This window comes from Pseudomonas sp. GW821-FHT02A08 (assembly GCF_059422045.1).
Window position 1 is genome coordinate 91003 of record NZ_JBWKWD010000010.1, and the last position, 26312, is coordinate 117314.

Annotated in this window: 27 protein-coding genes; 13 read left to right on the forward strand and 14 right to left on the reverse strand. The window is 60.4% G+C overall.

Annotated elements, in window-relative coordinates; genetic code table 11:
* The first annotated feature begins 2 nt into the window (after window positions 1-2).
* The gene (locus AC07W4_RS10095; RefSeq protein WP_495032309.1) at window positions 3-815 is read left to right on the forward strand and encodes a YfaP family protein; all 813 of its coding nucleotides are present in this window, start codon (window positions 3-5) and stop codon (window positions 813-815) included.
* Window positions 816-1188: 373 nt separating this feature from the next.
* Here AC07W4_RS10095 and AC07W4_RS10100 read toward each other — a convergent pair whose 3' ends face one another.
* From AC07W4_RS10100 to exaC, 9 genes are all read right to left on the reverse strand, one after another.
* A complete protein-coding gene (locus AC07W4_RS10100) occupies window positions 1189-1935 on the reverse strand; it encodes a LexA family transcriptional regulator (RefSeq protein ID WP_495032310.1) in 747 nt (248 codons plus the stop codon).
* 229 nt (window positions 1936-2164) lie between these two features.
* On the reverse strand, window positions 2165-2692 hold the full coding sequence (gene ppa / locus AC07W4_RS10105; RefSeq protein ID WP_008052339.1) for an inorganic diphosphatase: 528 nt from the start codon (window positions 2690-2692) through the stop codon (window positions 2165-2167).
* Between the two features lie 113 nt (window positions 2693-2805).
* Complete coding sequence (locus AC07W4_RS10110; RefSeq protein ID WP_495032311.1) at window positions 2806-3618, reverse strand: M90 family metallopeptidase; 813 nt, start codon at window positions 3616-3618, stop codon at window positions 2806-2808.
* Between the two features lie 4 nt (window positions 3619-3622).
* Entirely contained in the window at window positions 3623-4279 is a 657-nt protein-coding gene (locus AC07W4_RS10115; RefSeq protein WP_008052342.1) for a DedA family protein, read from the reverse strand.
* Between the two features lie 270 nt (window positions 4280-4549).
* Window positions 4550-5011 carry a GNAT family N-acetyltransferase gene (locus tag AC07W4_RS10120; RefSeq protein ID WP_007990572.1) on the reverse strand — a complete coding sequence of 154 codons (462 nt, stop codon included), beginning with the start codon at window positions 5009-5011 and terminating at the stop codon, window positions 4550-4552.
* A 114-nt stretch (window positions 5012-5125) separates the two neighbouring features.
* Window positions 5126-5950, reverse strand: coding sequence for an ethanolamine ammonia-lyase subunit EutC (eutC, locus tag AC07W4_RS10125; protein ID WP_495032312.1), 825 nt, complete (start codon window positions 5948-5950; stop codon window positions 5126-5128).
* Window positions 5951-5958: 8 nt separating this feature from the next.
* Window positions 5959-7353, reverse strand: coding sequence for an ethanolamine ammonia-lyase subunit EutB (locus tag AC07W4_RS10130; RefSeq protein ID WP_495032313.1), 1395 nt, complete (start codon window positions 7351-7353; stop codon window positions 5959-5961).
* A 191-nt stretch (window positions 7354-7544) separates the two neighbouring features.
* The gene (eat, locus tag AC07W4_RS10135) at window positions 7545-8918 is read right to left on the reverse strand and encodes an ethanolamine permease (RefSeq protein ID WP_495032314.1); all 1374 of its coding nucleotides are present in this window, start codon (window positions 8916-8918) and stop codon (window positions 7545-7547) included.
* Between the two features lie 287 nt (window positions 8919-9205).
* Window positions 9206-10726 carry an acetaldehyde dehydrogenase ExaC gene (gene exaC / locus AC07W4_RS10140; RefSeq protein WP_150701619.1) on the reverse strand — a complete coding sequence of 507 codons (1521 nt, stop codon included), beginning with the start codon at window positions 10724-10726 and terminating at the stop codon, window positions 9206-9208.
* A gap of 432 nt (window positions 10727-11158) precedes the next feature.
* On the opposite strand from exaC, the gene AC07W4_RS10145 reads away from it, so the two are divergent.
* The 4 genes from AC07W4_RS10145 to AC07W4_RS10160 all read left to right on the forward strand — a co-directional run bounded on the left by AC07W4_RS10145 (window position 11159) and on the right by AC07W4_RS10160 (window position 15519).
* Window positions 11159-13075, forward strand: coding sequence for a sigma-54-dependent Fis family transcriptional regulator (locus AC07W4_RS10145; protein ID WP_495032315.1), 1917 nt, complete (start codon window positions 11159-11161; stop codon window positions 13073-13075).
* Between the two features lie 188 nt (window positions 13076-13263).
* Window positions 13264-14613 carry a UDP-N-acetylmuramate:L-alanyl-gamma-D-glutamyl-meso-diaminopimelate ligase gene (mpl, locus tag AC07W4_RS10150; RefSeq protein ID WP_495032316.1) on the forward strand — a complete coding sequence of 450 codons (1350 nt, stop codon included), beginning with the start codon at window positions 13264-13266 and terminating at the stop codon, window positions 14611-14613.
* Window positions 14610-15242: a flavin prenyltransferase UbiX gene (gene ubiX, locus AC07W4_RS10155; protein WP_495032317.1), complete on the forward strand. Its 633-nt coding sequence runs from the start codon at window positions 14610-14612 to the stop codon at window positions 15240-15242. Before mpl ends, ubiX begins: the two co-directional genes overlap by 4 nt.
* Window positions 15235-15519, forward strand: coding sequence for a YceK/YidQ family lipoprotein (locus AC07W4_RS10160; RefSeq protein WP_008052350.1), 285 nt, complete (start codon window positions 15235-15237; stop codon window positions 15517-15519). The genes ubiX and AC07W4_RS10160 overlap by 8 nt, the downstream gene beginning before the upstream one ends.
* Window positions 15520-15567: 48 nt before the next feature.
* Here the strand turns inward: AC07W4_RS10160 and AC07W4_RS10165 are convergent, their stop codons facing one another.
* The 3 genes from AC07W4_RS10165 to AC07W4_RS10175 form a co-directional block, all read right to left on the reverse strand.
* The gene (locus AC07W4_RS10165) at window positions 15568-16209 is read right to left on the reverse strand and encodes an oxidoreductase (RefSeq protein ID WP_495032318.1); all 642 of its coding nucleotides are present in this window, start codon (window positions 16207-16209) and stop codon (window positions 15568-15570) included.
* Window positions 16210-16236: 27 nt separating this feature from the next.
* Window positions 16237-17955: a C13 family peptidase gene (locus AC07W4_RS10170; protein ID WP_495032319.1), complete on the reverse strand. Its 1719-nt coding sequence runs from the start codon at window positions 17953-17955 to the stop codon at window positions 16237-16239.
* Between the two features lie 114 nt (window positions 17956-18069).
* Window positions 18070-18525, reverse strand: a complete 456-nt coding sequence (locus AC07W4_RS10175) for a MaoC family dehydratase (protein WP_046041672.1) — start codon at window positions 18523-18525, stop codon at window positions 18070-18072.
* Window positions 18526-18718: 193 nt separating this feature from the next.
* Between AC07W4_RS10175 and AC07W4_RS10180 the strand changes: the two genes are divergently transcribed.
* The 4 genes from AC07W4_RS10180 (at window position 18719) to AC07W4_RS10195 (ending at window position 20755) form a co-directional block, all read left to right on the forward strand.
* The gene (locus tag AC07W4_RS10180) at window positions 18719-19081 is read left to right on the forward strand and encodes a CidA/LrgA family protein (RefSeq protein WP_008052355.1); all 363 of its coding nucleotides are present in this window, start codon (window positions 18719-18721) and stop codon (window positions 19079-19081) included.
* Entirely contained in the window at window positions 19078-19794 is a 717-nt protein-coding gene (locus tag AC07W4_RS10185; protein WP_495032320.1) for an LrgB family protein, read from the forward strand. The genes AC07W4_RS10180 and AC07W4_RS10185 overlap by 4 nt, the downstream gene beginning before the upstream one ends.
* 10 nt (window positions 19795-19804) lie before the next feature.
* Complete coding sequence (locus tag AC07W4_RS10190) at window positions 19805-20395, forward strand: LON peptidase substrate-binding domain-containing protein (protein ID WP_007998442.1); 591 nt, start codon at window positions 19805-19807, stop codon at window positions 20393-20395.
* Window positions 20396-20506: 111 nt separating this feature from the next.
* Window positions 20507-20755: a hypothetical protein gene (locus AC07W4_RS10195; RefSeq protein WP_495032321.1), complete on the forward strand. Its 249-nt coding sequence runs from the start codon at window positions 20507-20509 to the stop codon at window positions 20753-20755.
* A gap of 142 nt (window positions 20756-20897) precedes the next feature.
* Here AC07W4_RS10195 and AC07W4_RS10200 read toward each other — a convergent pair whose 3' ends face one another.
* Entirely contained in the window at window positions 20898-22214 is a 1317-nt protein-coding gene (locus AC07W4_RS10200) for a bifunctional DedA family/phosphatase PAP2 family protein (protein WP_495032322.1), read from the reverse strand.
* A gap of 194 nt (window positions 22215-22408) precedes the next feature.
* A complete protein-coding gene (locus AC07W4_RS10205) occupies window positions 22409-23107 on the reverse strand; it encodes a DNA-3-methyladenine glycosylase (protein WP_495032323.1) in 699 nt (232 codons plus the stop codon).
* A gap of 189 nt (window positions 23108-23296) precedes the next feature.
* Between AC07W4_RS10205 and AC07W4_RS10210 the strand changes: the two genes are divergently transcribed.
* The 4 genes from AC07W4_RS10210 to rlmH all read left to right on the forward strand — a co-directional run bounded on the left by AC07W4_RS10210 (window position 23297) and on the right by rlmH (window position 26304).
* Window positions 23297-24568 (forward strand): glutamate-5-semialdehyde dehydrogenase, encoded by a 1272-nt coding sequence (locus AC07W4_RS10210; RefSeq protein WP_495032324.1) that lies wholly within the window; start codon window positions 23297-23299, stop codon window positions 24566-24568.
* 1 nt (window position 24569) lies between these two features.
* Window positions 24570-25259 carry a nicotinate-nucleotide adenylyltransferase gene (nadD, locus tag AC07W4_RS10215; RefSeq protein ID WP_008052375.1) on the forward strand — a complete coding sequence of 230 codons (690 nt, stop codon included), beginning with the start codon at window positions 24570-24572 and terminating at the stop codon, window positions 25257-25259.
* A 73-nt stretch (window positions 25260-25332) separates the two neighbouring features.
* Window positions 25333-25827 (forward strand): ribosome silencing factor, encoded by a 495-nt coding sequence (rsfS, locus tag AC07W4_RS10220; protein WP_007975896.1) that lies wholly within the window; start codon window positions 25333-25335, stop codon window positions 25825-25827.
* 9 nt (window positions 25828-25836) lie between these two features.
* Window positions 25837-26304 (forward strand): 23S rRNA (pseudouridine(1915)-N(3))-methyltransferase RlmH, encoded by a 468-nt coding sequence (gene rlmH, locus AC07W4_RS10225; RefSeq protein ID WP_008052376.1) that lies wholly within the window; start codon window positions 25837-25839, stop codon window positions 26302-26304.
* The last annotated feature ends 8 nt before the right edge of the window (window positions 26305-26312 follow it).

Genomic DNA, 26312 nt, shown 5'->3' on the forward strand with positions numbered 1-26312 from the left:
CCATGAAACTCCGTTATCCACAGGTCTTGCTGTTGCTCTGCTCGCTGCTGGCGTTGCCATCGGTGATGGCGGCTGACAGCGTCAAACTCGATACCCCCGCAGGTGGCTGGCGCACCGGCGCACCCGAGGGCGAAGGGGAAAACTTCCGGCAGACCGTCAACTACCCGGCCTCGTCGGTGAATACCCCGGCAGGGCAGGCCAACACCGCTCGCATCAGCGGGCAGATCAAAGCCACAGCCAAATCCACAGAACCCGGCCGTCTGATCGTCAACGGCGTGAGCATGCCGCTGAAAATAGACCCGGCCGGCCGCTTCGATCGCCCGTTCTCATTCCCCAACGGCAGCAACAGCGTCGAGGTTCGCAGCCCCGATGGCCAACAACGTCAGCGCACGCAATTTCTCAACAGCAGCGGCGGTGCAACCCCGGCCAAGTTGCGCGTCTTGCTGGCGTGGGACAGCGACAACACCGACCTCGACCTGCACCTGATCACCCCCGACGGCGCGCACATCTGGTACGGCGACCGCGTCGCCCCCAACGGCGCCACGCTCGACGTCGACGTCACCACCGGCTACGGCCCGGAAATCTTCGCCATGCCTGCACCGATCAAGGGGCAGTATCTGGTGTATGTGAACTACTTCGGTGGCGGCTACAGCAGTGATGAGGAAGGGCAGGAAGACGCGGTACAAGCGCTGACCACTGCGCAGGTGACGGTGATTACCGAGGAAGGCACGCCGAGCGAGAAGATGGAGACGTTCCTGGTGCCGATGCGCGCGGTGGGAGAGTTGACGTTGGTGAAGGGGTTTAGTTATCCCTGAGGGGAAAGGGACAGCAGTGCTGACACTATTCGTTTTTTATTTGTCGCAGCAGTGCTGCGACAAATGCAGGTTCTGGGCGGTTCACTTTCTTTCAGGCATTAAAAAGCCGGCTTGTGGCCGGCTTCTCGGGGACTGGCTTGGATCATTTTTGGTAAACCGCGCCAGCCTTCAAAACGTACACCCGGATCTTGCGTCCGGCTGTGGGACCTGGTGAGAAAGTCATCTGCCAGGCCAGCGCATCTGAGCCGCAGGGCGGTTCGATGCGCAAATGTGGGGCGCAGCATACGCAGGTTTGATGGAAATTCCCAGCGGGAAGTGCCGGGCAGAGCCGTTTGGCCACCCGGGTGGGTGGCCGATGGGCTTTCTGGAGTGCTTAAAGAAATGGCACCGTCGGCCGTCGTTTGTTCAGGGTAGACCACCAGAACACCCAGCCCAGCACCCTGATGTTCTGCTCTTCGATTTGTGCAGCCCGGAAGATTTCATCCGGGTATTCGGCGCGGTTGTGGCTGCGCAGTCGCAGGGAGTTGCCCGGTAGACGGTGCAGGTACTTGATGCGCAGCATGCCGTCATGTTCGATGGCGTAGATCTCGCCATCGACAATCTGGGTCAGGCCACGGTCAATCGCCAGGGTCGAACCATCTTCGATTTTTTCTCCCATGCTGTTGCCGCTCATAAGGGCGCAGACGGCGTCGGCGTGGTTGATTTCCAGGGAGTCGAGGTGGCTGCGGGGCAGGCGGATGGATTGCTCGGGGTCTTCCATGACGTGGGTTTTGTTGGAGCCCGGGGCGGTGACAGCTTCCTTGAGGAATGGCAGTTCGACGTCGACAGGCTCGATGACCGTATAGACACCGCGGATAGTCTGGGCATCGAAGGTGTTGCCGGTTTCGTCGAGCAGGCGCAGGTGTTGTGCATCTTTCGAGCCTTCGCCGGTTTTCAGCCAGTCGCTGCTGACGGACAGTTTTCTGGCGACCTCTTCCATGCAATGGGCGGGCACACCACGGGTGTACCAGTTATGTACATTTTGCGGAGCCGTATCCAGGAATTCGGCAAATCCGGTGGTCGTGATGTTCGCTGCTTCGAGGAGAGCCTTGAAGCGTGGGCCGCTAGTGTTCTTTTTCATGAGCGCGAGTCTACTGGCGGCTAACAAGGGTTTGAATAAACGCCTCGTTCAAATTTCGCGGGAAATTTACGACCGGATGTAAGACGCTCTTGGGGAATTTTAAACAAACAAAAACCGAGATCGAGCATGGTTAAACACTGTGTTTGGCGTACGAATCAAGCACCCACAAAAAACCCCGGATCAACCGGGGTTTTTCTTGCAGCTTGTCGCTTGAAGCTCGCGACTGCTCTTAACCTTTATAGGCAGCAACCGACTTGGTGATTGCGTCGCGGGCGGCATCTGCACCGGCCCAGCCTTCGATCTTCACCCATTTGCCTTTTTCGAGATCTTTGTAGTTCGCGAAGAAGTGCTCGATCTGCTGGATCAGCAGTGGTGGCAGGTCGGTGTATTCCTTCACGTCGACGTACAGCTGGGACAGCTTGTCGTGTGGGACTGCGATGACTTTGGCATCGCCGCCGCCGTCGTCGGTCATGTTCAGGATGCCGACCGGACGGGCGCGGATCACCGAACCTGGAGCAACCGGGTAAGGGGTTACGACCAGCACGTCGAGGGGATCACCGTCGTCAGCCAGGGTGTTCGGGATGTAACCGTAGTTGGCCGGGTAGAACATTGGGGTGGCCATGAAACGGTCAACGAACAGGCAATCGCTGTCTTTGTCGATTTCGTATTTGATCGGCGCGTGGTTGGCCGGAATCTCGATAGCGACGTAGATGTCGTTCGGCAGGTCTTTGCCAGCCGGAATCTTGCTGTAGCTCATTGGGCGTTGCCCCCGTTAGTTGACCAAAAACACTTGGCCGGATTGACCAAAAAGTGGCGGCGATTATAGGCATATTCCTGTGTCGACGCCATGGACCAGAAGTCGTATGGCACTCACTGGTGTGCCTGATAGACAGGGTCATGCGCCTGAAGTTGCTTCAATCTCGCCAGCGGGTCCTGGCGATAGAACAGCTTCAACTGCTGGTACACCTGTGGATAAGCCTCGTGCAGCAAATCCGGGGCGCTGAAGAAGTATTCGCTGGTGACGGCGAAGAACTCGGCAGGGTTCTCTGCGGCATAAGGGTCGATGGCAGTTTCGGCATCGGGATTGCGTTCCAGTTGCCGGTCGAGGTCGTTGTAGGCCTCTTGCATGACGCTGGCCCAGTCGCTGACGCGCATGTCGGCATGCAGCGGCGGCAGGCCGTTGGCGACGCCGTTGAGCATGTCGAGCTTGTGCGCCAGTTCGTGGATCACCAGGTTGTAGCCTTCCCAGCCACCACTGGCCATTACACCGGGCCAGGCGAGGATGATCGGGCCTTGCTGCCAGGCTTCTCCGCTGTGCTCTGCGTCCCATTCGTGCTCGACGCCGCTGGCATCGCGATAGCGCTGGGGGCTGAGGAAGTCGTCGGGGTAGAGGATGATTTCGTGGAAGCCCTGATACCAGTTCAGGTCGCCGAGGTGCAGCAGCGGCAGTTGCGCCTGGGCAGCGAGCAGCAAGCGTTGTTCCTGATGCAGTTCGACACCGGGCAGGGCGCTCAGGTGCTTGTCTTCGAGGAACAGCACGCAGGCTTCGCGCAGCCACTGGTCTTCGGCGGTGCTGATGCCATCGAGAAAACTCAGGTGATGGCGCACCCGTTGCCACATGTCATCGGCAATCGGGTGCTTTGCCAGGGTGCGCCGGCGACGCCAGGTGCTCAGGGACCACATCGTGTCAGCGCGATTCGGCTTTGGAGTTCGACCCGGCGAGGCGGTTACGCACCATGCCAATGATCATCGGCACCAGGGAGATCAGGATGATGCCGACTACTAGTAGCGACAGGTTCTTTTTGATGAACGGTACGTTGCCAAAGAAGTAACCGAGCGTCACCAGGCCGCCGACCCACAGGATGGTGCCCAGCACGCTGAAGGCGAAGAAGCGCGGATAAGGCATTTTCCCCACGCCGGCGACGAACGGTGCAAAAGTACGGATGATCGGCAGGAAGCGCGCCAGGGTCACGGTTTTGCCGCCATGCTTGTCGTAGAAGTCGTGGGTTTGTTGCAGGTAGTCACGACGGAAGATCTTCGAGTCCGGATTGCTGAACAGCTTTTCACCCGCCGTTCGTCCGATGATGTAGTTGGTGCTGTCGCCCAGGATCGCCGCCAGCATCAGCAGACCGCCGAGCAGTACCGGGTCCATGCCGCCACCGGCCGCCACGGCGCCGGCGATGAACAGCAGGGAGTCGCCCGGCAGGAAGGGCATGACCACCAGGCCCGTTTCACAGAAGATCACCATGAACAGAATGGCGTAGATCCATGCCCCGTAGTTGGTTACAAGCATGTCGAGGTAGACGTCGAGATGCAGGACAATGTCGATCGGGTTGAAATCCATGGATAGCACCTATGGTGACGGCCCGACTCGGCAGGCCTGTGCGGTTGACTTCGCGTAAGACTACGGATAGGGGTAGTTTTTCTTACAAGCCGGGAATATCGGGATTATACGAGGCGATTGGTGAAAATCGCGTCGAGATTGTAGCGGGGAATGTCATCACAGGGCTGATGTTTGATAACGATCGGGTGGGAGCGAGCCTGCTCGCGATGCCGTTGCCTCGTTGGACCCGTGTAATCCGGTCGACGCCATCGCGAGCAGGGTGCAGGTGATTCAGAGTTCGTCGCTGATCGGCAGCACATAGTTCTTGAATTCGGTGTCTTCCTTGAATCCGATGGACTCGTAGGTTTTCTGCGCGACTTCGTTGTTGCTGCTGGTGGAAACACGCATGCGCACGGCATTGGTTTCCTTGGCCATTTTTTTTGCGGTGCGGATCAGGTTGTCGGCTACCAACTGGCGGCGGGCGTCCTCGGCGACATAAATATCGTTGAGGATCCATACACGCTTGAGCGAAAGCGAAGAGAAGCTCGGGTAGAGCTGGCAGAAGCCCATCAGTTTGTTGCTGTCGTCATCCGACAGCGCCAGATAGATCACCGATTCCTTGCGACGCAGGCGTTTTTCGAGGAACGCCCGGGACGAGTCCGGATACGGCAGGGAACCATAAAACTCGCGATATTTGACGAACAACGGAGTCAGCAGGTCCAGGTGTTCGAGGGTCGCTTGAATAATCCGCATGGTAGGTCTCGTCTTCAAGTGGCTGTCTTACGTCTCTGACGGCGATGGGAAACCCTTGGCGGCCGCGCAACGATCCTGCCTGAAACTGGTACGAATGTGCAATGCGCAAGCGGTTCAGGCATTCGGCGGGCTGAGCAGGAAATTTCCTTTCATGTCGCCTCCCGTGTCCGATTCCAGTGTTTGAACCTGCGCTTCGTCCTTCAGGTTCACCCCTGACAACTGCCGCCGGCAGGCTTCGCGCATCAAATACAGCAAACGGTGTGCCGCCATGCCATAGCTCAGGCCTTCGAGCCGGACATTGGAGATGCAATTACGGTAGGCATCGGTAAGGCCGACCTTGGGATTGTAGGTGAAATATAAACCCAGGCTGTCAGGAGAACTGAGGCCAGGGCGTTCGCCGATGAGGATCACGGTCATTTTTGCGCCAAGCAACTCACCGATTTCATCGGCGACGGCCACCCGGCCCTGCTCCACGAGTACGACTGGCGCAACAGTCCAGCTGTCGCAGGCCATTTGCTCTTCGAAACGCGCCAGAAACGGCAGGGTATGGCGATGAACGGCCAGTGCCGACAGGCCGTCGGCGACCACGATCACCAGATCCACGCCTCCCGGATGGGCAGTCGCGTAATCACGAAGGGTCTGCGCCGAGGCATCACTGAGTTTTCGCCCCAGATCGGGGCGTTGCAGGTACGTGTTGCGATCCGTCGCCGCACTGTGCAGCAAAAGACACTCGCGATCGCGTTCAACCAATTGCGCGCCGAGGGAGCAATGGTCAAACGGCAAGTGCACCGCATCCCGCGCCTGAGCGTGGGCATATTGGAAGTCCAGTTGCGCGTGGGTGGGAATGCTGGTGCCGGTGCGGCCCAGAGCGATTCGCGCCGGCGTCAGGCGCCGCAGTTCCAGCCAGGGGTTGTGTGGATCGAAGGGTAGTTTATCCATGTCAATGCTCATCCCAGTTGCGCCAAGGCCTGCCGGAAGGCTGGCGGCAGGCTGTCGCCGAAGAGAACCCTGCCATCGGCTTGAGTGAAGATGCCCATTTTCGCCAGCCACTGCTCGAATTCCGGTGCGGGCTTCAGGCCCAGGGTCTGCCGGGCGTAGAGCGCATCGTGGAACGAGGTGGTCTGGTAGTTGAGCATGATGTCGTCGGAGCCGGGGATGCCCATGATGAAGTTGATCCCGGCGACACCCAGCAGGGTCAGCAAGGTGTCCATGTCATCCTGGTCGGCTTCGGCGTGGTTGGTGTAGCAGATGTCGCAACCCATGGGCACACCGAGCAATTTGCCGCAGAAGTGGTCTTCCAGGCCAGCGCGGATGATCTGTTTGCCGTTGTACAGGTATTCCGGGCCGATGAAGCCGACGACGGTATTGACCAGGAACGGTTTGAAATGCCGCGCCACGGCGTAAGCCCGGGTTTCGCAGGTTTGCTGATCGACGCCATGATGGGCGTTGGCCGACAGAGCGCTGCCCTGGCCGGTTTCGAAGTACATCAGGTTCTGGCCCAGCGTGCCGCGATTGAGGCTCAATCCTGCGTCGTAACCTTCCTGCAATATATTGAGGTTGATGCCGAAACTGGCGTTGGCTGCTTCGGTGCCAGCGATCGACTGGAACACCAGGTCCAACGGCACGCCGCGATTGACCGCTTCGATCGAGGTGGTGACATGGGTCAGCACGCAAGCCTGGGTCGGAATGTCGTAGCGCTGGATGATTGCGTCGAGCATCTCCAGCATGGCGCAGATCGAGGCGATGCTGTCAGTGGCTGGGTTGATGCCGATCATGGCATCGCCATTGCCGTGCAGCAGGCCGTCGAGAATGCTCGCGGCGATGCCGGCCGGTTCGTCGGTGGGGTGATTCGGTTGCAGGCGCGTGGACAGTCGACCGCGCAGGCCCAGGGTGCCGCGAAACTGCGTAACCACGCGGATTTTTTGCGCCACCAGCACCAGATCCTGCACGCGCATGATCTTCGACACAGCGGCGGCCATTTCCGGGGTGAGGCCGGGGGCGAGGGAGCGCAGGACCTGCTCGTCGGCGGCATCGCTGAGCAGCCAGTCGCGAAAGCCGCCGACGGTGAGGTGGCTGACGACCGCGAAGGCTTGTTTGTCGTGGGTATCGATGATCAGTCGGGTGACTTCATCGGATTCGTAGGGGATCAGTGCTTCCTGCAGAAAGTGGCTTAGCGGAGTGTCGGCCAAAACCATCTGTGCGGCCACCCGCTCGCCATCGTTGAGCGCGGCGACGCCGGCCAGAAAATCTCCGGAGCGGGCCGGGCTGGCCTTGGCCATCACTTCCTTGAGGCTGTCGAAGCGGTAAGTCTGGGCGCCGACGGTATGGGCGAATGTGGCCATGGGGCGGTGTCCTCCAATAATTACTGCAATCTGCTCTTCCTGTGGGAGCGGGCTTGCTCGCGATTACGGTGTGTCATTCAAAATGGATGCCGACTGACACGACGCCTTCGCGAGCAAGCCCGCTCCCACAGGGCAATTGCATGCACTTCAATAATGCAGGCGCCGGGCAGTGGGCCCGGCGCCGGTGCATCTCATATACCTTCGAGCATAGCGTCTGCCGGTGCCTCGGAACGTTGCCTGGCGGTCAACTGGAAGTACAGGTAACCGGCAACCATGAAGCCGAGGAAAACCAGGCCGATCAGGGTGTTGAACCAGGCCATCGCCACCAGGCACACCACCGCCAGGAACAACGCGATCCCCGGCACGATCGGATAGCCCGGCGCGCGGAAGGTGCGCTCCAGGTTCGGTTCGGTCTTACGCAGCTTGAACAGGCTCAGCATACTGATGATGTACATCACGATGGCGCCGAATACCGACATGGTGATCATCGCCGCCGTCAGGGTCATGCCTTGCAGGTTGACCAGGCCGTCGCTGTAGATTGCCGCGATGCCGATCACGCCGCCGGCCAGGATCGCCCGATGCGGGGTCTGGAAGCGCGAAAGTTTGGCCAGCCCCTTGGGCAGGTAACCGGCGCGAGCCAGGGCGAAGAACTGCCGTGAATAGCCAAGAATGATCCCGTGGAAACTTGCCACCAGGCCGAACAGGCCGATCCATACCAGCATGTGCATCCAGGTCGAATTATTGCCGACCACGGCTTTCATCGCCTGGGGCAACGGATCGTTGATGTTCGACAGTTGACGCCAGTCGCCGACGCCACCGGCCATCACCATCACGCCGATGGCCAGGAACACCAGGGTCAGAATGCCGCTGACGTAGGCCTTGGGGATCGTGCGTTTCGGGTCCTTGGCTTCTTCGGCGGCCATGGCCGCGCCTTCGATGGCGAGGAAGAACCAGATCGCAAAGGGGATCGCTGCAAAAATCCCGGGAATCGAGCCCATCGTGAACTCGTTCGAACCTGACCAGCCATTGAGCACGAAGTTACTGAAGCTGAAGCCCGGTGCGACCACGCCCATGAACACCAGCAATTCAGCGACCGCCAGCACGGTGACCACCAATTCGAAGGTGGCCGCGATGCTGACGCCGAGGATATTCAGGCCCATGAATACGAAATAGGCGCCAACGGCGGCGATTTTTGGGTCAAGTTCCGGGTATTGCACGTTGAGGTAGGCGCCGATGGCCATGGCGATGGCCGGTGGTGCAAAGACGAATTCGATCAAGGTGGCGATGCCGGCGATCAACCCGCCTTTCTCGCCAAAGGCACGGCGGCTGTAGGCAAACGGCCCGCCAGCGTGGGGAATCGCCGTCGTCAGTTCGGTAAAGCTGAAGATGAAGCAGGTGTACATCGTCGCCACCATCAACGCGGTGACGAGAAAACCCAGTGTGCCTGCGGTGCCCCAGCCGTAACTCCAGCCGAAGTACTCGCCGGAAATCACCAGGCCGACGGCAATGCCCCATAAATGCAGGGTGCCGAGTGTGGGTTTGAGCTGTGTGGAAGAAGTAGTCATAAGTCCTCTCTAATTTTTATTGTTCGATCTTTTGGACTTTCGGGTGCGAAGGGTTGAGTGCAATTCCTGAATGACGGGTACGCAAGGCCCGTGCCAGAGCGGCCAGCCTTTTGTTTTGTGTCATTTAAGACGCCTTCGCGAGCAAGCCCGCTCCCACATTGGACTTGTGTCGGTTGTCTGATGTGGGTTTACACAAACCCCTTGTGGGAGCGGCGGTGCGACGATTCGACTTGCTCGCGAAGGTGGTAGAAAGGGCGACACAGAAATACCTGTGTCGCCCCCGGTTTTTAGAAGAAGCCCAGCGGATTGATGTCGTAGCTCACCAGCAGGTTTTTGGTCTGCTGATAGTGGTCGAGCATCATCTTGTGGGTTTCACGGCCGACGCCGGACTTCTTGTAGCCACCGAACGCGGCGTGCGCCGGGTACAGGTGGTAGCAGTTGGTCCATACGCGCCCGGCCTTGATGGCGCGACCCATGCGGTAGGCGCGGTTGATGTCGCGGGTCCAGAGTCCGGCGCCCAGGCCGAACTCGGTGTCGTTGGCAATGGCCAGGGCTTCGGCTTCGTCCTTGAAGGTGGTGATGCTCACCACCGGGCCAAAGATTTCTTCCTGGAACACACGCATTTTGTTGGTGCCCTTGAGCAGCGTCGGCTGGATGTAATACCCGCTTGCCAGGTTGCCCTCGAGTTTTTCCACCTTGCCGCCGGTCAGCAGCTCGGCACCTTCGCCCTTGGCGATTTCCAGGTACGAAAGGATTTTGTCGAATTGCTGCTCGGACGCCTGGGCGCCGACCATGGTGTCGGTGTCCAGCGGGTCGCCACGTTTGATTTGCAGGACTTTCTTCATCACGACGGCCATGAACTCGTCGTAGATCGACTCTTGCACCAGGGCACGGGAAGGGCAGGTGCAGACTTCGCCCTGGTTGAAGAACGCCAGCACCAGGCCTTCGGCAGCTTTCTCGATGAAGGACGGTTCGGCCTTCATGATGTCTTCGAAGAAGATGTTTGGCGATTTGCCGCCCAGCTCCACGGTGGACGGAATGATGTTTTCTGCCGCGCATTTCATGATGTGCGAGCCGACCGGGGTCGAGCCGGTGAAGGCAATCTTGGCGATGCGCTTGCTGGTGGCCAGGGCCTCGCCGGCTTCGCGACCGAAGCCCTGAACGATGTTCAACACGCCCGGTGGCAGCAGGTCGCCGATCAGTTCGACCAGCACGGTGATGCCCAGCGGGGTTTGCTCGGCAGGCTTGAGTACCACGCAGTTACCGGCGGCGAGTGCCGGGGCGAGTTTCCAGGCGGCCATCAGGATCGGGAAGTTCCACGGGATGATCTGCCCGACCACGCCCAGCGGTTCATGGATGTGATAGGCCACGGTGTTGCCGTCGATCTCGGCGGCGCTGCCTTCCTGGGCACGGATGCAACCGGCGAAGTAGCGGAAGTGGTCGGCGGCCAGCGGGATGTCGGCGTTGAGGGTTTCACGCACGGCCTTGCCGTTGTCCCAGGATTCGGTGATTGCCAGCAGTTCGAGGTTCTGTTCGATGCGGTCGGCGATTTTCAGCAGCACCAGCGAGCGTGCCTGGGCGGACGTGGCGCCCCAGGCATCGGCCGCCGCGTGGGCAGCGTCCAGGGCCTTGTCGATGTCTTCGGCCGTGGAACGGGGGAATTCGGCAATCGGTTGGCCATTCACTGGCGAGGTATTGGTGAAGTACTGACCTTTGACAGGCGCGACGAACTCGCCGCCGATGTAGTTACCGTATTTGGCTTTGAACGAAACGATAGCGCCTTCAGTACCGGGGTGAGCGTAACGCATGGTGGTCTCTCCTTGCTTTTGTGCTTATAGGGAGTCGCGCATGTGCGCTTGCTTTAAGCGTAGAGCAAGGGCCGGGCCAGTGCCTTGCATGCCAGGTAAATCAAGGCCTTGCGTAGTTTTTGTCGGACAAACGGGGTTGGCTTGTGGCGCTTTCGGTACAGCCCTCGTGACACTTTGTACCGTTTTTGGCACGGTGTGTGACCGAGCGGTCTTGCCGGCATTGCAATGCGGGTCAGGCTGGAGGATGCTCGGCATCACATAACGCAATGCACATGTAGCAGCTGACGAAGGCTGCGTTCGAGGGCGAAGCACTCGCCTCGGTTCGGCAATGAAATCCGGGACACAGGTTTTACGACCGCTCCGCGCCCGAACGCAGCCTGCGGCAGCTGCTACACGGAGGCGAGCCAGATCTTTCTGGGAGAATAATAAGAAATGCACGACAACCATTTGAGTCGCCATGCCCAGCAAGTAATGACGGTGACCCAGGGCAAGACCCACTTGCACGGTCCCGGCAGCGATCCGTCCATCGCCCGCTCATGGCTGCGCTGCCTCGAGGACTATCACCTCGATCCGGCCCTGAGCATCGCGCCAACGGTGCTGGAACATGGCCGTGTCCTGGAAAGCCGCGAGCGCTTGCAGCAGGTTCTGCACATCGCCGGCAATGAAATGACCAGCCTGCATCAACAACTTTCCGGCGCCGGTCATGCAGTGTTGCTGACCGACGCCCGCGGCGTGATCCTCAACTGCGTCACCGCGCCCGCCGAACGGCAGATTTTCGAACGCGCCGGCCTCTGGCTCGGTGCCGACTGGAGCGAGGCCTGTGAAGGCACTAACGGTATCGGCACCTGCCTGGTGGAGCGTCAGTCGCTGACTATCCATCAGGATGAACACTTTCGCGGCCGCCACACCGGCCTGACCTGCTCGGCGAGCCCGGTCTTCGATCCCCATGGCGAATTGCTGGCGGTGCTTGATGTGTCGTCGGCGCGGCGCGATGTGTCGCGGCAAAGCCAGTTCCACACCATGGCGCTGGTCAACCTGTCGGCGAAGATGATCGAGAGCTGCTACTTCCTGCGCTGCTTCGACAATCAATGGTTGCTGCGTTTTCACCTGCAGGCCGAGTCCGTCGGTCTGTTCAGCGAAGGCTTGCTGGCGTTCGACGGGGAAGGGCGCATTTGCGCGGTCAACCAGAGTGCGCTGAACCTGCTGGGACATATTCGCGGCGGCTTACTGGGTAAGCCGGTGGAAGCGTTTTTCGATTGCTCGCTCGATGAGTTGCTCGGTCGCGCGAGCACCAATGCCGCCGCCAGTTGGCCGTTGCGCACCCGTGATGGTCGCAAGCTGTTCGCGGTATTGCGCGGTGAGGCTCGGCGGCCGCTGCCGACCCCGTTGGCGCCGGTGGTCAAGGTTGCACAAGCGCCGCGCCTGTCGGGCATTTGCCTGGATGACGCAACGTTGCAGGCGGACTTCCGCAAGGCCTTGCGCGTCTACGAGCGCGACGTGCCGCTGCTGATCAACGGCGAAACCGGGTCCGGCAAGGAGGCTTTCGCCAAAGCGGTGCACCATGCCAGCCAGCGAGCGGACAAAGCCTTTGTCGCCCTCAATTGCGCGGCCATTCCCGAAAGCTTGATCGAAAGCGAGCTGTTCGGATATCGCGGCGGCAGCTTTACCGGTGCGCGCAAGGAAGGCATGCGCGGCAAGTTGCAACAGGCCGATGGCGGGACCTTGTTCCTCGATGAAATCGGTGACATGCCACTGGCCTTGCAGACGCGCTTGCTGAGGGTGCTCGAAGACCGGCAAGTGGTGCCGATCGGCGGCGAGCCGGAATCGGTGAACGTGCGGATCATCAGTGCCACTCACCGCAACTTGCTGGACCGTGTGCAGGACGGCAGCTTCCGCGAGGATTTGTATTACCGCCTCAACGGGCTGGAAGTTGCGTTGCCACCGTTGCGTGAGCGCAGTGACAAATCCCGGTTGCTCGACTTTTTGCTGGCCGAGGAGGCGGGCGGAGAAACTGTGTTGATCGACGGGCCGGCGCGGGAAGCCTTGTTGGGGTTCGCCTGGCCGGGCAACGTGCGGCAGTTGCGAAATGTGCTGCGTACGTTGGCGGCGTTGTGTGAAGGCGGGCGGATCGGGCTGGAGGATTTGCCGGCGATGATTCGTTCGGCCAGGCCGGCGGTGGCGCAGGCTATCGAGGAGCCATCGGAGCATCCGTTGGAGGATGCCGAGCGGCTGGCGTTGCTCACTGCGCTGGGGCAGACGCGGTGGCACATGACGAATACGGCTGAGCAGTTAGGGGTCAGTCGCAACACCCTGTATCGCAAGCTGCGTAAGCACGGTATCGCCCGGTAAACCGTGTCGCGGTCATTCGCGAGCAAGCCCGCTCCCACATTGGTTTTATAGTGAACACCTGCGAGCAAAATGTGGGAGCGGGCTTGCTCCGGGCGGCGATCCGACGAAGGCGTCTTCAGATCTGAAACATCAGGTGCGATTTTTCCTACCCTAAGCTAACCTGCGGCCATGTTTTAAGAGGTCGACTAATGCACATTCATATTCTGGGTATCTGCGGGACTTTCATGGGCTCGATGGCGGTTCTGGCCAAAGAGTTGGGCCATCACGTGACCGGCTCCGATGCCAACGTCTATCCGCCGATGAGCACTCAGCTGCAAGCCCAGGGCATTGAATTGACCCAAGGCTACGCCCCGGCGCAACTCGATCCGGCCCCCGATCTGGTGGTGATCGGCAACGCCATGTCCCGGGGCAACCCGGCGGTGGAGTACGTGCTGAACAAAGGCCTGCCTTACGTCTCCGGCCCGCAATGGCTGGCCGATCACGTGCTGCAAGGTCGCTGGGTGCTGGCGGTTGCCGGTACGCACGGCAAGACTACCACCAGCAGCATGCTGGCCTGGGTGCTGGAGCATGCGGGCATGGCTCCGGGTTTCCTGATCGGCGGCGTGCCGCAAAACTTCTCGGTGTCCGCGCGCCTGGGCGATACGCCGTTCTTCGTCATCGAAGCCGACGAATACGACAGTGCGTTCTTCGACAAGCGCTCCAAGTTCGTACATTACCGCCCGCGCACCGCAATCCTGAACAACCTTGAGTTCGATCACGCGGACATCTTCCCGGACCTGCCGGCCATCGAGCGGCAGTTCCATCACTTGGTGCGGACCATTCCGAGCGAAGGCCTGGTGATTCATCCGACCACTGAGCCAGCCTTGCAGCGCGTCATCGAGATGGGCTGCTGGACACCGGTGCAAACCACCGGTGCCGGTGGTCAGTGGCAAGTCAAGTTGCTCAGTGAAGATGGCTCGAAGTTCGAAGTGATGTTCGAAGGTGTCGCCCAGGGCGTGGTCGAGTGGGACATGACTGGCCAGCACAACGTCGCCAACGCTCTGGCGACCCTGGCTGCTGCACGCCACGTCGGTGTAGTGCCATCCATGGGCATCGCCGCGTTGAGCGCCTTCAAAAGCGTGAAGCGGCGGATGGAAAAAGTCGCGGAAGTGGGTGGCATCACCATTTATGACGACTTCGCTCACCACCCGACTGCCATCGCCACCACGCTGGATGGCCTGCGCAAGCGCATCGGCGATGCACCGTTGATCGCGATCATCGAGCCGCGTTCCAACTCCATGAAGCTTGGCGCGCACCGTGACGGATTGCCGGAAAGCGTGGTCGATGCCGATCAAGTGATCTGGTACGCACCGGCCAACCTCGGCTGGGATCTGGCGGGCACCGCGGCGCTGTGCACCGTGCCGTCGATTGTCAGCGATTCCCTGGAAGGCATCATCGAGCGCGTGAAGAGCCAGGCCCAACCCGGTACTCACGTGGTGATCATGAGCAACGGCGGCTTCGGCGGCCTGCACGGCAAACTGGCTGAGGCGCTCAAATGAACACCGGCCCGGACCGCATCACCCTGGCAATGACCGGCGCTTCGGGCGCCCAGTACGGTTTGCGCCTGCTCGACTGCCTGGTGCGGGAAGATCGTGAAGTGCACTTCCTGATTTCCAAGGCCGCGCAGTTGGTGATGGCCACCGAAACCGACGTCACGCTGCCAGCCAGGCCGCAGTTGATGCAGGCGTTCCTCACCGAATACACGGGGGCTGCCGCCGGGCAGATTCGGGTGTACGGCAAGGAAGACTGGATGTCGCCGGTGGCTTCGGGTTCCGGCTCCCCTGCGGCGATGGTGGTAGTGCCGTGTTCCACGGGCACGTTGTCGGCCATCGCCACCGGTGCCTGCAACAACCTGATCGAACGGGCCGCAGACGTGACGCTCAAAGAGCGTCGGCAGTTGATTCTGGTGCCCCGTGAAGCGCCATATTCGAGCATTCACCTGGAGCACATGCTCAAGTTGTCGAACATGGGTGTGACGATCCTGCCGGCGTCGCCGGGTTTCTATCATCAGCCGCAAACCATCGACGACCTGATCGATTTCGTCGTGGCGCGGATCCTCAACCTGCTGAATATTCCTCAGGACATGTTGCCGCGCTGGGGCGAGCATCATTTGACCAACGATGAATAAGCTGCTGGTGATGGTGCTGGCGCTGCAATTGGCCGGGTGCGCCACGGCGCGCACCCTCGATGCAGCCAAACCGGGGGCGCCGGTGGTTTACTCGGGGACTCGCCTGGATTTGTACGCGTTGAACGGTGGGTGCTGTGCGATGGACCGTTTCGGTGCCGAAGCGCCGAGCTATCCGGGCGTTGATCTGCCGGCCAGTGCGTTGCTCGACACGCTGCTGTTGCCGTTGTCGTTGCTGACGGTGATAGGAGTGAGTTTTCAGGCGACGGGCGGATTGTAAGAGAGCGTTGTGGCGAGGGGGCAAGCCCCCTCGCCACAGGTTCGCGGTTTACTTGCCCAACTTCCTCAGCTCATCCGACTCGACAATCCTGACCCCATCCTGCTCTTCCAGCGCCAGGCGCCACATCGCGCGAGCCAGTTGGCAGGCTTCGATACCATGGTATTTGCCAGGGATCAGCCGAGACAACGGGCCGGCGACTTTCTCGCCCAGTCGCGGTTCGGTGCGATCACCCAGTAACAGCGAAGGGCGGCAAATGGTCAGCTGCGGCCAATCCTGCGCGCGCAGTGCGTACTCCATTTCACCTTTGACCCGGTTGTAGAAAATCGAGGATCTGCGATCGGCTCCCAGGGCACTGATCACGATCAGGTGCCGTGCGCCCATCTCCCGTGCGCGTTTGGCAAAGGCCACGACCATGTCCAGGTCCACCGCGCGGAACGCCTGTTCCGAGCCCGCCTGTTTGATGGTGGTGCCCAGGCAGCAGTAGGCGATATCGACACGGCCGTTCAGCTGCGGCAGAAACTCCGTCGGGTCGCCGACGGGGTTTTCAAGGTGCGGGTGCTTGGCCAATGGACGGCGTGAGGGGGCCAATACCCGTGAAATCGTTGGCTCGTTAAGCAGGCGATCGAGCAGATGTTCACCGGTCAGTCCGGTGGCTCCGGCAAGTAATACGTGCTGAGGCGTCAAGTACATAGTGTTTCTCCCTTGATACTATTCAGCTTAGTTGCTGTTTGCATCCTTGCTTTCGATGGACGCACTTTGCAGGGCTTTTCGTGCCTGCTGTTTACGCAGTAGCTGCCAATGCGAGAGGACGGTTTTCGGTGCCCAGATCTGGGGTTCGGACGCTTCGAAACCGTCCGCCAGCTCACGTTCGGCGACGCTGGCCTTGGTCAGTTTAAAGGCTTGTTCCAGGTCATCGGTCTGGTTCAGGGCCCGGGCGAACAGGGCATCGCCGAAGTAAGTGAAGTTGGCTTCCTCCGAGCAACCGAAGGACACTCGGTCGGCCCGCGAGGCCGTCATGATCAGGGTCCGTTCATCCTTGAGGGCGGGGATGAAACCGCCGGAGTAGCAGGACGAAATCACGATGATCTTGTCGCGATTTTTCAGCGGGGCGAGAACAGCGGCCAATTCGTCGGCCGGCAGATCGGCCAGTTCCATGCGCGGCTGATCCAGTACCAGTTCGTGTTCGCTGGTGCCATGGCTGGTCAGGTAGATGAAAATCAGGTCTTCCGGACCGCTGCGTTCGGCCAGCGCCAAGGCCGCGCGGCGCAGGTTCTCCCGGGTAGCCATCGGGCGGTCGGCGAGGTGGTCACGATGGTTCACCAGGCGGATCTGGCCGAAGGCGCCGAAACGGGTGGAGAGCATATTGGCGACGTAGTCGGATTCGCGCAGAAACACGCTTTGCTTGCCGTCACCGCCCAGGGTCAACGAATACAGCTCCACCGTTGGGGTCGAGGGCGGAATGTTGGCCAGCGCTGCGTCGAGCAAGCGCCCCTGTGCCAGCAGGCCGAGTTCGAGTGTGTCCGGCAACAGTTTGCCCTCGGCGTCGCGCACGCGCTGGCCGTTGATCCAGGTGCCGCTGAGCACGGTGCCGTCGGTCAACACCAATGTGCCGCGCCCCTGGTAACTGTCGTTGTCGAACTGGCCGGTGTAAAAGCTGCCGTCGGACAGGTTCAGGCGACCCTGGCCGGAAAAACGCCAGTCATTGAACTGGCCGATGTAGTGGCTGCCGTCAGTGCCGATCAACTCGCCCTTGCCGTTCAGCGAGCCTTCCTTGAACTGTCCCAGCCAGACATCGCCATCGGCGTTTTCGTAGCGGCCCTTGCCGTGCAGTTGATTGTTCTTGAAGCTGCCGACATAGATGTCGCCATCGGCGCTGTTGAAAGTCCCATTGCCCTCCAGCTGGCCGTCGACGAAGTGCCCGGTGAACTGATTGCCGTTGCCGTCGCCGCGCTGGCCTTCGCCATTGGGTTTGCCGTGGGCGAACTGGCCCTGATAGGAGCTGCCGTCTTCGAGTTCGAGGCGACCCAGGCCGGCGTATTGATCGGCCTTGAATTCTCCGCGATAGCTCATGCCGTTTTCTTTGAGGGTTCCTTCGCCGTTGCGCCGACCGGCCTTGAAGCCGCCGCTGTAGCTGCTGGCGTTGGTGGTCAATGCCCCCTGGCCGTCGAACAGTCCCTGATTGAACTGCCCGCGATAGACTTCGCCATTGCTGCCATGCCATTCGCCCTGGCCCTGCCACTGGCCCTTGTCGAATTCTCCGGCATACCAGCTGCCGTTCGGGTAGTCGATACGCCCCTTGCCTTGCAGCAAGCCATTGACCAGGTCACCACGATAGCGTCCGCCGTCCGGCAGGCGTGCGTCGGGAGGCAATGGCGATTCGCCGTCGCCGCAACCGGTGAGCATCAGGGTCAAGACAAGGAGTGCAAGTGGGCGCATAGCGGATTCCGGGCAATTAGGCGAGGGAGTATGCCGCAGCTATGTGACCTTATACAGGGCGAGGTACCGCGTGAGGGCGCGAAACAGCATGAGCTGCTTCGCATCCGGGACGGTTTATACGAAGCACAGGGACAGGGGTTCGGCGATGTACGCCGGTTTGTCCGAACCTTCGATTTCCAGAGTGGTGGTGGCCTTGAGCAGCCATTGGCCGGGTTTCTTCTCGATGACTTCGGTCAGGTCGACCTTCAGGCGCACTTTCGAATTGACCTTGACCGGCTGGATGAAGCGCACGCTGTCGAGGCCGTAGTTGACTACCATCTTCAAGCCTTCGGGCATGACGAGGATGTCTTCCATCAGTTTCGGAATCAGCGACAACGACAGGAAACCGTGGGCGATGGTGCTGCCAAATGGCGTTTGCGCGGCCTTGACCGGGTCGACGTGGATGAACTGAAAATCCCCTGTGGCTTCGGCGAACAGGTTGATGCGGTCCTGATCGATGGTGAGCCATTCGGAACGTCCAAGTTCCTTGCCGACATAATCTTTGAGCTCTGCAACTGGAACATAGGGCATTGAGACTCTCCTTGGGTTCATCGGTTTTATAGTTTTGGCTTGCGGGGATCTGACCTCCCGGCTTACTACTTTAGATCAACATGGCCAAACGCTCCGGTCAACTGACCATGCTTTTGGCGAATGCCGGTCTATAGCGCGAGCATGCTTATAATGCCCTGCCAATGCGGGTGACGGATTTTGCGGGAGATTTTTGATGCTGTTACGGGGCCTGACGTGGCTGGTGCTGTTCCAATTGCTCGGCACTGCGATCAATCATTTGTTCTTGCCGGTGCTGCCGGGGCCGATTGTGGGGTTGCTGCTGTTGCTGGTGTACCTCATCTGCCGCGGGCAGGTCGGCGAGCCACTGAACCTGGCGGCCAGCAGCCTGCTGCGCTACCTGCCGCTGTTGCTGGTGCCGCCGGCCGTGGGCGTGATGGTCTACGCCGCTGACATCGCGGCTGACTTCTGGGCCATTGTCGGTGCGCTGGTGTTGTCGCTGCTGCTTTCCATGGCCTTCGCCGGGGTGCTGATGCAGCGCATGGTCAAGGGGCACGCTCGCTCCGAGGACAGCCAATGATCTTCGACTGGCACGGCGCCTGGACGTCGGTGATTCATCATCCCTTGTTTGGTATCGGCATTACCCTGGGCGCCTATCAACTCGTCCTGGCGGCATTCGAAAAAACCCGATGGATCTTTTTGCAGCCGGTGCTGGTCTCCATGTTGTTGGTGATCGGCGTGCTGGTGGGCTGCGGCCTGACTTACGCCGAGTACCGCAAGAGCACCGAGATCCTGAGCATCCTGCTCGGTCCGGCCACTGTTGCGCTGGCGGTGCCGCTTTATCTCAACCTGCGACGGATTCGGCAGTTGTTCTGGCCGATATTTACTACGCTGGTGATAGGTGGGGTGGTGGCCACGGGGATGGGCGTGTTGCTGGGCTGGTCATTCGGTGCCGAGCACATGATCCTGATGACCATGGCGCCGAAGTCGGTGACCTCGCCGATTGCGATGCTGGTGGCTGAACAGATCGGTGGCGTCGCGGCGCTGGCAGCGGTGTTCGTCTTGATTACGGGTGTGATCGGCGCGATTTTCGGTCCGGCCCTGCTAACCCGGCTGGGCGTGCACAGCCCGGAAGCCAGGGGCATGGCGCTGGGCATGACCGCCCACGCGGTCGGCACGGCGGTGGCGATGCAGGAAAATGAAGAGTGCGGCGCCTTCGCGGCGCTGGCGATGAGTTTGATGGGCGTGGCCACGGCGGTATTACTGCCGTTGGCGGTGTCGATGGTGGTGTAAGGAAATGTCTATGAGTCTGCCGCTTTTTCCGCTCAACACAGTGCTGTTTCCCGGTTGCATCCTCGACTTGCAGATTTTCGAGGCGCGTTACCTGGACATGATCGGCCGCTGCATGAAACAGGGCGGCGGTTTCGGTGTGGTGTGCATCCTTGACGGTGAGGAAGTCGGGATCGCCCCGGCCGGCTACGCGCTGGTGGGCTGTGAAGCGCTGATCACCGATTTCAAACAGCAGGACAACGGCCTGCTGGGGATTCGGGTCCAGGGCGGTCGACGCTTTCACGTTTTGCGTACCGAAGTGCAGCGCGATCAGTTGACCGTGGCTGAGGTCGAGTGGCTGGAAGATGAGCCGGAGCAACCGCTGCAGGACGAGGACGCCGATCTGGTGGCGTTGCTCAAGGCCCTGGCTGAACACCCGATGGTCGAAGCCTTGAACATGGGCACCGAAGCGACCGGGCAACAGTCACTGGCCAATCAGTTGGCGTACCTGTTGCCATTTGCCGAACTGGACAAGATCGACTTGTTGCAACTTGATGATCCGCAGCAGCGACTGGATGCGATCCAGGCATTGTTGGATGAGTTGCAGGGTGAGTTGTTTGCTTAATTATTTTGTTTTGATTTCAAAGCTTAAAGTCCTTGTGGTGGTGAGTTGATTTATTTAAGTTCTCCGTGTGCCCCGGGTTTGGGGTTAATAGTAACAAGGAGAGTTTGAATTATGAGTAATAATGTTGTTGAAGCGAGGTTGGTTCATCCCTCGCAGGAGAAAGAATCTTTTATCATTCAGGCCGTTATCTGGCGTGATATAGGCGATGAGTTGATTAAGATTAATCCGGCTGTCAGATATGTTGACGTCAGGGATAAGGTAGACAAAGAGCTTAATACCGTATTCCGAGAATATTATGGGCGCTTGGATAAATACCTTGAGAAGCGCGCTGGAGACTTTGTGAATGGGCTTCCGCTTTAGAATTAAACATTTATTGTTTCAGGTTGATGGGTCGCTTCAAAGTTTAAAGGTCAAATAATTGCTTGTAAAAATAATCCCGATCATTGCGATCGGGATTATTTTTTTTGGGGGGGTAAGTGGATGTGCGGTGTAAGTAACTAATTTAATAGGCATATCTCAACATCGTATGCGGCAAATGCCGCAACACGAAGAATCCGAACAACGCCGCCAGTGCCGGCAACAGCAACCACCAGACTTTCGGCGGCATGGCATTGAGTGGTGCCTGACGCTGACCCAGCCACAAACTCGCTGCACATACACAAGCCGCCAGCATCGCCCCGGCCAATACGTCCGTCGGCCAGTGGGCACCGAGGTATACGCGGGAGAGGGAGATGGCCAGCGCTGGCAAACAGCCCACCAGCAACCAAGTCAAGCGCATACGCGGCGGTTGTTCGCGGCCGGCGAGGACGGCGAGGGTCAGGAACAGTGCGAAGGAGCCAGATGCATGACCGCTGGGCATGCTGTAGCTGGTCAGCGGGTCGGTCAACACTTCGGGGCGTACGCGGGCGAAAAAGTATTTGGTCGCGGTATTGGCCAGTGCCGTGAAGAGCAGCGTGCTGCCCGCGAAAATCGCGTGCCGCCATTGCCGCATCAGCAGCAGCAAACCGGTCAGCAGCGCACTGAACAGCAGCATGTTGCGGAATTCACCGATCAGCGTGAATACCACGGCCACTTCATCGAGCATCGGGCTGCGGTGTTCCTGTACCAACGTCATCAGCCCTTGATCGAGGGCGGTCAGGTGCGAGTAACCGATAAACAGCCCCGTCAGAATCAGCAAGCTCATTCCGGTAATGAACAACGTCGCGCGGCGATGCCGGCGCAGGCTGCTGGTCGCGCTCAAGCCGACCATCACTGCAATGCTGCCAGCAACAACCCCGGCCTGGAGCCAGAAACCTTCGGGCAACGGCAAGCGGATTGCCGCGCCCGTGGCCCAGCCAGGCAGCAGATAAGCCACCGACCAACCCGCGCCAGCCAACAGGCTGACAGCGAAGAAGCGCGGGAAAGGCATGTCGCACATTCCGGCCACCATCGGCAGCATTGGCCGCAGGGGACCGATAAAGCGCCCGACCAGCAGGCTGGCGATGCCGTAGCGCTGGAAGTATGACTCGGCCCCGGCGATCCATTCCGGATGATGGCGCAAGCCCGGCAGGCGCCGGATGTTCTGATGGAAGTGCCGCCCCAGGAAATACGAAATGACGTCGCCCAGTACCCCGGCGACGAACCCCAGCAAGAGCGTCTCACTGAGCGTCAGCGCGCCACTGCCTGCCAGTACCGCCACGGCGAACAGCAACACCGTGCCGGGAACGATCAGCCCGGCAATCGCCAGGCATTCCACAAAGGCCACGATGAATACCGCTGCTGCCAGCCATTGCGGGTTGACCGCCAGCCATCCGGTCACGCTATCGAGCCATGGGCCCATAAAAACCACTCCATCAAATGTTCAATTGCTTCGAGGGGATAAGTGCAACGTTGAATACGCCACTGACCGCTGTGGGGGCGGGCTTGCCCGCGAATAGGCCCTTTCAGTCGATATTGAGGTCGCCTGAGACTCCGCCTTCGCGGGCAAGCCTGCTCCCACAGGGGGGTTCTGTTTGCATCGAGTCCGAGTCAATTTCAGGGCAGCACAAAATAATCGCGACCTTCGACTTGCCCCCGACGCAGCGGGTTGCGCGTGCAGTAAGCTGCGTAGGTTCCGTCGACGAAGCGGTACATCAAGTGTTCATCGCGTCCGTGGGGGATGCCCAGGCGCGTGGTCTGGATGATGTGGGCCGGCGTCTGGCCGACGTGCTCCACCAGCAGCACCTCATGGTCGAAGCGTTTGGCGTCCCACACCGGCACTTTCAGGCCGAGCGCCTTGCAGAGCAGGGTTTGCCCGGCGCAGAGCTTTTGTGACGGGCGAGGGTGGCCCTGGGCATCGGGATTGTTCAACAGCATCTGTGCCAGGCTGGCCGGCCCGCTCAGTTCATCGACCCACGGATAGGCGGACTTGATCAGGACGGCGTTGCCGGGCCCTTGGGCGCTGAAATTGAGTGAATCGCCGCCCCGGGCGTAATACATATAGATGTGGCCACCATCCAGAAACAAAGCCTTACGCTTTTCTGTGTAGCCGAGAGACGCGTGGCTGCCTTTTTCCGCGCAGTAATAGGCTTCGGTCTCGATGATCCGGGCGCTGAGCCACAGGTCGCCAACCCGATGGCGAATGACTTTGCCCAGTAAATCCCGGGCCAGAATTTGCGCGTCACGGTCGAAAAACGCGTCCGGGAGGCCCGTGGGCAGGTTCGCGGCGGACGCTCGAACAGTCAGATTGGACATGATGACCGGCATTTGTCAGGGCTGAATGAGTCGTGATGATAACAATTTGCAGCTTAATCCCGGCTGAACATCGGCAAATTGCCCTCCATTTCGACCATCCGCCCGTCACCGCTGTTAGTCGGTGGGCGCGACAGCTATAATCTGCCGCTTTACTCTTTACCAAGACCTAATCAAAGACCACGCCAGACCATGACTGAGTCCGTTCTTGACTACATGACCCGCCTGGGTCGCGCTGCCCGCGAAGCTTCCCGCGTGATCGGCCGTGCCAGTACCGCGCAGAAGAACCGCGCCCTGCAGGCCGCCGCCAACGCGCTGGACGCTGCCCGCGCCGAGCTGGCGGCGGCCAATGAACAGGATTTGGCCGCCGGTCGCGCCAATGGTCTTGAGCCGGCCCTGCTCGAACGCCTGGCGCTGACCCCGGCGCGTATCGACGGCATGATCGTCGGCCTGCGTCAGGTTGCAGCCCTGCCGGACCCGGTCGGCGCGATCCGCGACATGAGCTTCCGTCCGTCCGGTATTCAGGTCGGCAAGATGCGCGTGCCATTGGGCGTGATCGGAATCATCTACGAGTCGCGGCCGAACGTGACCATCGATGCCGCGAGCCTGTGCCTGAAATCCGGTAACGCGACCATCCTGCGTGGCGGCTCCGAGGCGATTCATTCCAATCGCGCCATCGCCGCCTGCATTCAGCGCGGCCTGGCCGAGGCCGATCTGCCGGCCGCGGTGGTGCAAGTGGTCGAAACCACCGATCGCGCTGCCGTCGGCGCGCTGATCACCATGCCTGAGTACGTCGATGTCATCGTGCCGCGCGGCGGCCGTGGCCTGATCGAACGCGTCAGCCGTGACGCCCGCGTCCCGGTGATCAAGCACCTGGACGGCATCTGCCACGTTTACGTGAGCGAGCACGCCGACCTGGCCAAGGCCCAGCGCATTGCGTTCAACGCCAAGACTTACCGTTATGGCATCTGCGGTGCCATGGAAACGCTGCTGGTGGATCAAACCGTTGCCAAGGATTTCCTGCCGGCCATGGCTGCGCAGTTCCGCGAAAAAGGCGTCGAACTGCGCGGTTGCGAACGCACCCGGGCGATCATCGAAGCCGTGCCGGCCACCGAGGAAGACTGGAGCACCGAGTATCTGGCGGCGATTCTGTCGATCCGCGTGGTCGACGGGCTCGAACAAGCCATCGAGCACATCAACCATTACGGTTCCCATCACACCGATTCGATTGTCAGCGAACACCAGGGCGACACCCGGCGTTTCGTGGCTGAAGTCGACTCCTCGTCGGTGATGATCAATACCCCGACATGCTTCGCCGATGGCTTCGAATACGGATTGGGTGCCGAGATCGGCATTTCTACTGATAAGCTGCACGCCCGCGGCCCGGTGGGCCTCGAAGGACTGACCTGCGAGAAGTACATCGTGGTCGGCGACGGGCAGTTGCGCGGACAGGAGCCGGCCTGACTTGGGCGACTTCGACCCGTCAGCCCCGGTCACCGCCAGCGAGCCAGCCCCTCGCCGGATTGGCGTGCTGGGCGGGACGTTCGACCCGGTGCATATCGGCCATTTGCGCGGTGCGCTGGAAGTCGCCGAAACACTCGCGCTCGATGAGCTGCGTCTGACACCCAGTGCCAGGCCGCCCCATCGGGACAAGCCGCAGGTGTCGGCAAAAGACCGTCTGGCGATGGTCGAGTGCGCGGTGGCCGGTGTGGCGCCGTTGGTGGTGGACGCCCGCGAATTGCAGCGGGACAAACCGTCCTACACCATTGATACCCTGGAGCTGATGCGCGCCGAACTGGCCGTATCCGACCAGGTTTTTCTGCTTTTGGGCTGGGACGCTTTTTGCGGCCTGCCCACTTGGCACCGCTGGGAAGAGTTGCTCCAGCATTGCCATATCCTGGTGTTGCAACGCCCGGATGCCGACAGCGAACCGCCGGATGCCTTGCGCAACCTGCTGGCAGCGCGCTCGGTGAGCGACCCGCTGGCCCTCAAAGGGCCGAGCGGACAGATTGCATTCGTCTGGCAGACACCGCTCGCGGTATCCGCCACCCAGATCCGTCAACTGCTGGCCAGCGGTAAGTCGGTACGTTTCCTGGTGCCCGACGCGGTCCTGGCCTACATCGATGCGCACGGACTCTACCGTGCGTCGAACTGAATAGGAGTGCCTCAAGGCACGTGGCAACAACGTGTATTGAAGCGCCCGAACAAACGAGCAAAACGAGTTTTATATGACGAGCAACAACGAAAGCAAAGTAAAACGCAAAGGCACATTCAAGAGTGCCCCGCTGCCGGAAAAGGTCCTCGCCGCCGAGCCGCCTAAAGGCGACGAGCTGGTCAAGATCGCCGTAGCCGCCCTGGAAGACGTCAAGGCCCAGGACGTGCTGGTGATCGATGTTCGCGACAAGCAGAGCATCACTGACTACATGATCATCGCCACCGGTACCTCCAACCGCCAGATCGGCGCGATGCTGGACAAGGTCCGCGAGGCCGTCAAAGCCCTGGGCATCAAGCCGCTGGGTGAAGAAGGCAAGGGCGACAGCGACTGGGTGCTGCTGGACATGGACGACGTGATCGTCCACATGATGACCTCCAACGCCCGTCAGTTCTACGACCTGGAGCGTCTGTGGAAAGGTGCCGAGCAGAGCCGTGCGGCCGATGGCAAGCACCACAGCCCTGAAGTTGGTCACGAGCACTTCAACAAGCTCAACAAAGACCAGGAATAAGGGAACGCTGTGCGACTGCGACTGATCGCCGTCGGTTCACGCATGCCCAAATGGGTGGAAGAAGGCTGGCACGAATATGCCAAGCGTCTTCCGTCCGAGCTGGCGCTGGAACTGGTGGAAATACCGCTCAATACCCGTGGCAAGAACGCCGACGTGGCCCGTTTCATCCGTCAGGAAGGCGAAGCCATGCTGGCCAAGGTCGGGCCGAACGAGCGGATTGTCACTCTCGAAGTCCATGGCAAGCCCTGGAGCACCGAGCAACTGGCGGTCGAGCTCGATCGCTGGCGGCTGGACTCGCGTACGGTCAACTTCATGGTCGGCGGCCCCGAAGGGCTGGCGCCGGAAGTCTGTGCCCGGGCTGACCAGCGCTGGTCGTTGTCGCCGCTGACCTTGCCGCACCCGCTGGTGCGGATCCTGATTGGCGAACAGATGTACCGTGCCTGGACCGTGCTGTCCGGTCACCCTTACCACAAGTAGTTCTGCCC